The organism is Rhizobacter sp., assembly GCA_021153565.1.
GTDB lineage: Bacteria > Pseudomonadota > Gammaproteobacteria > Burkholderiales > Burkholderiaceae_C > Albitalea.
The window spans coordinates 1-6,891 of the sequence record JAJKJU010000172.1 but is presented as its reverse complement, the minus strand read 5'-3'; the positions used below and the strand labels follow the sequence as shown (position 1 = coordinate 6,891).

Here is a 6,891-nt window from a genome sequence, read left to right as displayed (position 1 = left end):
CATCACGCCAAAAGACCCCTGCTCGTCGTTGCAAATGCTCGCCATAGCCCGGGCTATGGCTGTGCTTTGCGCCTAGATCAGGTGCCTTTTGACGCGCTGCTTGGACACGCTCGAAAAACTCTCAGCCTCTGAGCCTCAAAGGGGCGGGTTCCGCACTTGCCCCGCCATCCAACCACCGAGGCAGACCGATGCGCATCGCCATCCTCACCTTCGACGGCTTCAACGAGCTCGATTCCTTCATCGCGATGGGCCTCCTGAACCGCCTGAAGGCCGAGGGCTGGAAGGCGGAAATCACGAGCCCTGGTGCGCGCGTCACGTCCATGAACGGGCTTGTCGTCGAGGCGCAGCAGCCGCTCGAATTCGCGAACAAGGCGGATGCGGTCATCTTCGGAAGCGGCTTCTACACGCGCGCCATCGCCGAGAACAGCGCTTTGCTCGATCGCCTGCAATTGGACCCGCTGAGGCAGCTCATCGCGGCGCAGTGCTCGGGCACCTTGCTGCTGGCTCGGCTGGGGCTGCTGGCCGACAACCCTGCCTGCACCGATCTCACGACCAAGCCGTGGCTCGTGGAAGCTGGCGTGCGGGTGGTAGACGCGCCGTTTCATGCACGCGGTCCGATCGCCACCGCCGGCGGCTGTCTCGCGTCGCAATACCTGGCCGCGTGGATGATGGCAAGCCGCGCCGGAATCGATGCGACGACGCAGGCCTTGCTCTATGCAGCGCCGGTGGGCGAGAAGGAAGAGTACGTCGCACGCCTGCTCAAAGTGGTCAAGCCTTTCCTCGTGCATTCGTAGCCGCCTTCGAACTCGAAGCTTGGTAGCGCATCTTGCCGGGCGGCTTGGCGCCTGCGGTCAGCCATCGAAGCCGGCCCATGACCATGATGCCGATGATCGCGATCAGCACGGGTTCTAGCGACGACCCACCAGATCGCCGAGAAGTTCTGCGAAAGGTCGAATGTCCCGGCTTACGCTCGCAGCCTCAAGCGCGTTCATGTAGCGTGTCCGCTCGGCCAGCGGAACGACCGTCCACGGGTAGCCTCCTGACGCCAGCATCGCATTCATAAGGAAGCGACCGATACGGCCATTGCCGTCAAAGTATGGATGGATGTTCACGAAAAAGAAGTGGCCGAGCACGACCCTCACAGAGGCTTCGCGCTCCTCGCCCAAGAGATCAAAGAAGGCGGGCATTAGCTCCCGCACGGCTTCGCTGCGGGGTGGCACATGCATGGACTGACGGATGAATACAGGGCCACTGCGATAACCCGCGAGATCAGCAGGTTTCAAGATGCCCGCTGTGACACTGGGGCCGAACATTTCGCGGTACCAAGTGCCGTGATCGGCCTGCGCCACGTCTCCTGCGTTCGCCCCTTGTAGAACCCGGCTCACGGAGTCCCGGATCTTCTGGAAGGCTTGCCAGTAGCCGCGCGCAGCGAGCGCGTCGTGATGCTCGCGGTCTGCGCTATTGTCCGGATTCCAGTTGCCCGAGCGGACACGCTCGATCAGTTCAGCGCTGACGCGGTAGCCCTCGATCGACAAGGAGTTGTAGGCATCGGCTGCGTAGACATCTTCGACATCGCGCAGATATGCCGCTACGTCGGCAGGGATGCCGGGCTGTGGCGGGAAACGTTCGAGTACCGCATCTCGCATCTCAGCCCAGGACATGCGCAGCCGATTTACAGCAGGGGAAGTCTCCCGCTGTCCGATGGCGACCAGCGGGCGATCATTGAAGGGATCGGTTTCGTTGACCGTGTAGCCCGCCGTTCGCATCGTCGCGGTGATCGTCTCTGCGATCTGGTCCCGTCCAATGTTGCGGAAGGCCCCGGCAAGCCGACCAGCGATGCTGCTATGTCCGCCGTCGAGCAGGCGGCTCAGAACGTCGGAGGCGTCGGCAATCATGGCGAGCGCCGCCCGCGTCTCGACGGGATACGCCGCAAAGTGTCCGGGCGCGCAACTGATCAGCGCCGCAGGCAAGCGCATCAGGCGCAGACCATCGACGACTTGGATGTCCGTTGGTGTGGGGACTTCGAGGCGCAAATCAAAGATCGATGTGTCGTGCAGCAACCCTGTCGGCTTATTGCCGCCACGTGTCGCCCTCACAAGAAGCTGGCGCGGCACGTTCCAGTTGCCCGTGTGCAGGGCGATCGAGTGCTCGGCACCCAGGCACCAATCTTCCCCAAAACGCTCCGTCAGGTACGCGGAGCAAAAGGGCCAGAAGGAGGCATACCAGTCGGTGCTCTCTCCCTCGGGCCCATCAGGTCGGATGGGGATGTACCACCCCTTCATCACCTCGCGGATAAAGCCGTTCTTGAGCAGGCGCTCCCGGTGGACGCGCGTGAGGTCAGACGCCCGAATGGCAACAGCCTTCGCGTCCTGAAGAGCTTTCAGAGTGTCGAGAGACTGGGCGAGCTTGTCCGCCGGGGTGGCCATGTACTAGGGAATCCTGTCTTGCAATCTTTAGGCTTTGCCGTTGTATAAGTTCTAGGGTTTGATGTCAAGCCATTTTTAGGTTATTATGCAAATCCGCTCTCAGGAGCGGCCTTGGGAAGGCGTACATAGCTGTGTACATACGATGGAAAAGTGAGTGATGGCTAACGGTCAGATCCTCGATGAAGTAAGGCGGAGACGCACGTTTGCCATCATTTCCCACCCCGACGCGGGCAAGACCACGCTCACTGAAAAGCTGCTGCTCTTCTCGGGCGCGATCCAGATCGCAGGATCGGTGAAGGCGCGCAAGGCGTCGCGCCATGCGACCTCGGACTGGATGGAAATCGAAAAGCAGCGCGGCATCTCGGTGGCGTCGTCGGTGATGCAGATGGAATACCGCGATTGCGTCATCAACCTGCTCGACACCCCAGGCCACCAGGATTTCTCTGAAGACACCTACCGGGTGCTGACCGCGGTGGACGCGGCACTGATGGTCATCGATGCCGCCAATGGCGTCGAGCCGCAGACGCGGCGTCTGCTGCAAGTCTGCCGCGCCCGCAACACGCCCATCCTCACCTTCGTGAACAAGATGGACCGCGAAGTGCAGGAGCCGCTTGCGCTCATGGACGAGATCGAACGCGAGCTCGGCATGAGCGTCGTGCCCTTCACATGGCCAGTGGGCATGGGCAAGTCGTTCCATGGCGTGATGGACCTGCGCGAAGAGCAGATGCGCGTGTTCTCGCCAGGAGAGGGCCGCAAGACCTTCGACGACGAAATCCTGCAGGGCATCGACAACCCCGTGTATGCCGAACGATTCGGCGCCGAGTACGAGCACGCCAAGCATGACATCGAACTCGTTCGAATGGCGGCGCCCTCTTTCGATGAAGCCGACTTTCTGTCCGGCAAGCAAACGCCGATGTTCTTCGGCTCGGCCATCAACAACTTTGGCGTACGCGAAGTACTGGATGCGCTGGTCGACCTGGCACCGTCGCCCGGATCCCGCGGATCGATCCAGCGGGAGGTGCAGCCCGACGAGTCCAAGTTCAGCGGCGTGGTGTTCAAGATTCAGGCGAACATGGACCCGGCGCACCGCGATCGCATCGCCTTCGTGCGCGTGGCCTCGGGGCACTTCCAACGCGGCATGCGACTGAAGGTCGTGCGCTCGGGCAAGGAGCTGCGGCCCAACACCGTTGTGTCGTTTCTGTCGCAGCGACGCGAACTGCTCGATGAAGCTTTTGCCGGGGACATCATCGGCATCCCGAACCACGGCGTGCTGCAGTTGGGCGACACGCTCACTGAGGGCGAATCGCTGCAGTTCACCGGCCTGCCTTTCTTCGCACCGGAAATGTTCCGCACCGTCGAAGTGGCGGACCCGCTTCGTACCAAGCAGTTGAAGGCCGGGCTCACGCAGTTGGGCGAAGAGGGCGCGATCCAGGTCTTCCGACCGGTGGCGGGATCGATGCTGCTGCTGGGCGCTGTCGGCCAGCTGCAGTTCGAAGTCGTCGCGCACCGGCTCGAACACGAGTACGGCGTGAAGGCACGCATTCAGCCCTCACGCTTCCAGGTCGCGCGCTGGGTGACCTGCGACGACGCCAACGAACTCAAGCGCTTCATCGACGGCAATTCGCATCGCGTTGCCCACGACGCGGTCGATGCGCCGACAGTGCTGGTGGAGTACGCACCCGAGCTGCGCGCCATCGAGGCGAACTGGCCGAAGATCAAGTTTCACGCGCTGCGCGAGCACGCGGGGCTGGTGTTCCAAAAGCATCTGGACGGTTGACTGACGAAGGATTTGGCCCGACATCACTTCCCAGATTCCGTTCGGGCTGACCCTTCCCGAACGGGGCGTGTGCAGCGTGAAGGATGTGGGAAAGTTGTTCCGAGCCACATCGGAACTCGGCAGTCGGCTTGCGCTACAAGACAACATGTCCACTCCATCCGCATCCGGTGCGTCGCCCCGTCTCTCGCTCTATCTCAACCTCATCCGCTGGGACCGCCCCGCCGGCACCTACTTGCTGCTGTGGCCCACGCTCGCCGCCTTGTGGATCGCCGCGGGCGGATTTCCAGGCTGGCATTTGCTCATCGTCTTCGGGCTCGGCACCTTTCTGATGCGAAGTGCTGGTTGTGCCGTCAACGACGTGGCGGACCGTGACTTCGACAAGCATGTGAAGCGCACGGCGCAGCGGCCTGTGACCAGCGGGGCAATCAGCGTGAAAGCGGCGCTGATCTTCGGTGCGGTGCTGGCGCTTATCGCTTTCGCGCTGGTGCTCACGACAAATGCGATCACCATTGCCTGGAGCTTCGCGGCGCTGGCGGTGAGCATCTTCTACCCCTTCACCAAGCGTTTCTTCTCGATGCCGCAAGCCGTGCTGGGCGTGGCATTCAGCTTCGGGATTCCGATGGCTTTCGCCGCGGTGCGCGGCGAGGTGCCGCCCCTTGCATGGTGGTTGCTGCTGGGCAACCTGTTCTGGGTGCTGGCTTACGACACCGAATACGCGATGGTGGATCGCGATGACGATTTGAAGATCGGCATCAAGACTTCGGCAATCACACTCGGGCGCTTCGACGTGGCAGGCGTGATGCTGTTCTACGCGACGTATCTGGCGGTGTGGGCGGTGCTCGGTGCGCAGATCGGATTCGGCTGGGCGTATGCCGCCGGCATTGCAGTGGCCGCAGCCGTGGCGGCATGGCACTTCACCTTGATTCGCGAGCGCTCACGCGATGGCTGCTTCAAGAGTTTTCGCCTGAATCATTGGGTGGGCTTTGCAGTGTTCGCAGGGCTTGTCGTCGACTCCACCCTGCGGCACTTCATTTCGTAGCCCGGACATCATCCGCGCAACAACCAGCCTCTCCCGAAGCTGGTGTCGAGCATCCGATCAGGGGTACAAGCCGCGCTCTTCACGCGCCATCAGAATCCGCTCACAAGCCACGGCGAACGTCGCAGTGCGCAGCGTGATCTTGTGCTTGTCAGCCGTGTCCCAGATGTGCTTCAGGGCATCAACCATGATCTTGTCCAGGCGCACGTTGATCTCGTCTTCGGTCCAGAAGAAGCTGGAGAAGTCCTGCACCCACTCGAAGTAGCTGACGGTCACGCCACCCGCGTTGCAGATCACGTCCGGCACGACCAGAACGCCGCGCTCCTTCAGCAGGTCGTCGGCTTCCGGCAACGTCGGGCCGTTGGCGCCTTCGAGCACGAGCTTGGCCTTGATCCGGTTGGCGCGGTCCTGCGTGATCTGGCCTTCGAGTGCGGCCGGGATCAGGATGTCGCAGTCGACGTCCCAGAACGACTCGTTGTCGACGCGCTCAGCGCCCTTGTAGTTGCCGATGCCGCCATCGCGCTTGAGCGTGGCGATGGTGTCGGCCATGTCGAAGCCCTTGGGGTTCACGAGTGTGCCAGTGTGGTCCTGCACGGCGACGAGCTTCGCGCCGGCCTGCACGAACAGTTCGGCCGCAGAGCTGCCCACGTTGCCCATGCCTTGCACCGCGATGCGTGCGCCGTCCAAGGGCATGCCGATGCGCCGGGCGGCTTCACGGCCTGTCACGAACACGCCGCGGCCGGTGGCCTTCACGCGGCCCAGCGATCCGCCCAGGTGGATGGGCTTGCCGGTGACCACGCCGGTGGCCGTTGCGCCGGTGTTCATCGAGTAGGTGTCCATCATCCAGGCCATGATCTGCCCGTTGGTGTTCACGTCCGGCGCCGGGATGTCGCGCTGCGGGCCGATGATGATGCCGATCTCGCTGGTGTAGCGACGAGTCATGCGCTCGAGCTCTTTCTGCGACAAGGTCTTCGGATCGACACGAATGCCGCCCTTCGCGCCACCGTAGGGCAGGCCAACGCCTGCGCACTTGATGGTCATCCAGGCCGACAGGGCCATCACTTCTTCCAGGGTCACGTCGGGGTGATAACGGACGCCGCCCTTGCCCGGTCCGCGCGAGAGGTTGTGCTGGACGCGGTAGCCCTCGAAGTGCTTGACTGTGCCGTCGTCCATTTCTATGGGCACGTCGACGATCAGGGCGCGCTTGGGTCGCTTCAAGGTTTCAGACCAGCGGGCCAGGGGGCCCAGATAAGGCAGCACGCGGTCGACTTGCGACAGATAGGTGTGCCAAGGGCTCGTCGCGGTAGGCGCGACGTAGGAAAGGTAACTCATGGATGTCTCCGCGAAAGTGTGTTTGGCGAGACGGCGAGCGCCTTGTTGACCCGCCCCATGACGAGGCCGGTCGGCGTACCGCCTGCATGGCCTGAGACTGTAGTTGTCAACCCGCCGATTTATTCACCATTCGCCATGCATGGTTTGCATGACTTGCAGCGGGCCGGGCATGAGGCCGCCAGCATCGGTTCGGATTCATGCGAAAAGATGGGCAATGTTTCTGAGAGGCTGAGAGTATTTCGATCATGCCCGCTCATCACGCCAAAAGACCCCTGCTCGTCGTTGCAAATGCTCGCCATAGCCCGGGCTATGGCTGCGCT

6 protein-coding genes are annotated in these 6,891 nt (G+C 62.5%); 4 read left to right on the top strand and 2 right to left on the bottom strand.

What is annotated here, in order from left to right; all coding sequences use genetic code 11:
- Window positions 1-188: 188 nt before the first annotated feature.
- Window positions 189-794 (top strand): DJ-1/PfpI family protein, encoded by a 606-nt coding sequence (locus AC30NL_RS10535; RefSeq protein WP_489463954.1) that lies wholly within the window; start codon window positions 189-191, stop codon window positions 792-794.
- Between the two features lie 114 nt (window positions 795-908).
- On the opposite strand, the gene AC30NL_RS10530 is transcribed toward AC30NL_RS10535, so the two are convergent.
- On the bottom strand, window positions 909-2,426 hold the full coding sequence (locus tag AC30NL_RS10530; protein WP_489463953.1) for a Fic family protein: 1,518 nt from the start codon (window positions 2,424-2,426) through the stop codon (window positions 909-911).
- A 157-nt stretch (window positions 2,427-2,583) separates the two neighbouring features.
- On the opposite strand from AC30NL_RS10530, the gene AC30NL_RS10525 reads away from it, so the two are divergent.
- A complete protein-coding gene (locus AC30NL_RS10525) occupies window positions 2,584-4,203 on the top strand; it encodes a peptide chain release factor 3 (RefSeq protein ID WP_489463952.1) in 1,620 nt (539 codons plus the stop codon).
- A gap of 145 nt (window positions 4,204-4,348) precedes the next feature.
- Window positions 4,349-5,242 carry a 4-hydroxybenzoate octaprenyltransferase gene (ubiA, locus tag AC30NL_RS10520; RefSeq protein ID WP_489463951.1) on the top strand — a complete coding sequence of 298 codons (894 nt, stop codon included), beginning with the start codon at window positions 4,349-4,351 and terminating at the stop codon, window positions 5,240-5,242.
- Between the two features lie 57 nt (window positions 5,243-5,299).
- Here the strand turns inward: ubiA and AC30NL_RS10515 are convergent, their stop codons facing one another.
- On the bottom strand, window positions 5,300-6,571 hold the full coding sequence (locus AC30NL_RS10515; protein WP_489463950.1) for a Glu/Leu/Phe/Val family dehydrogenase: 1,272 nt from the start codon (window positions 6,569-6,571) through the stop codon (window positions 5,300-5,302).
- 57 nt (window positions 6,572-6,628) lie between these two features.
- On the opposite strand from AC30NL_RS10515, the gene AC30NL_RS10510 reads away from it, so the two are divergent.
- On the top strand, window positions 6,629-6,891 hold a 263-nt coding region (locus tag AC30NL_RS10510), incomplete at its 3' end, for a hypothetical protein (protein ID WP_489463949.1).

Excerpts from the sequence above, each read along its gene's own strand:
- AC30NL_RS10535 (WP_489463954.1), top strand. The coding sequence starts at position 189 with ATGCGCATCGCCATCCTCACCTTCGACGGCTTCAACGAGCTCGATTCC.
- AC30NL_RS10530 (WP_489463953.1), bottom strand. The coding sequence starts at position 2,426 with ATGGCCACCCCGGCGGACAAGCTCGCCCAGTCTCTCGACACTCTGAAA.
- AC30NL_RS10525 (WP_489463952.1), top strand. The coding sequence starts at position 2,584 with ATGGCTAACGGTCAGATCCTCGATGAAGTAAGGCGGAGACGCACGTTT.
- ubiA (WP_489463951.1), top strand. The coding sequence starts at position 4,349 with ATGTCCACTCCATCCGCATCCGGTGCGTCGCCCCGTCTCTCGCTCTAT.
- AC30NL_RS10515 (WP_489463950.1), bottom strand. The coding sequence starts at position 6,571 with ATGAGTTACCTTTCCTACGTCGCGCCTACCGCGACGAGCCCTTGGCAC.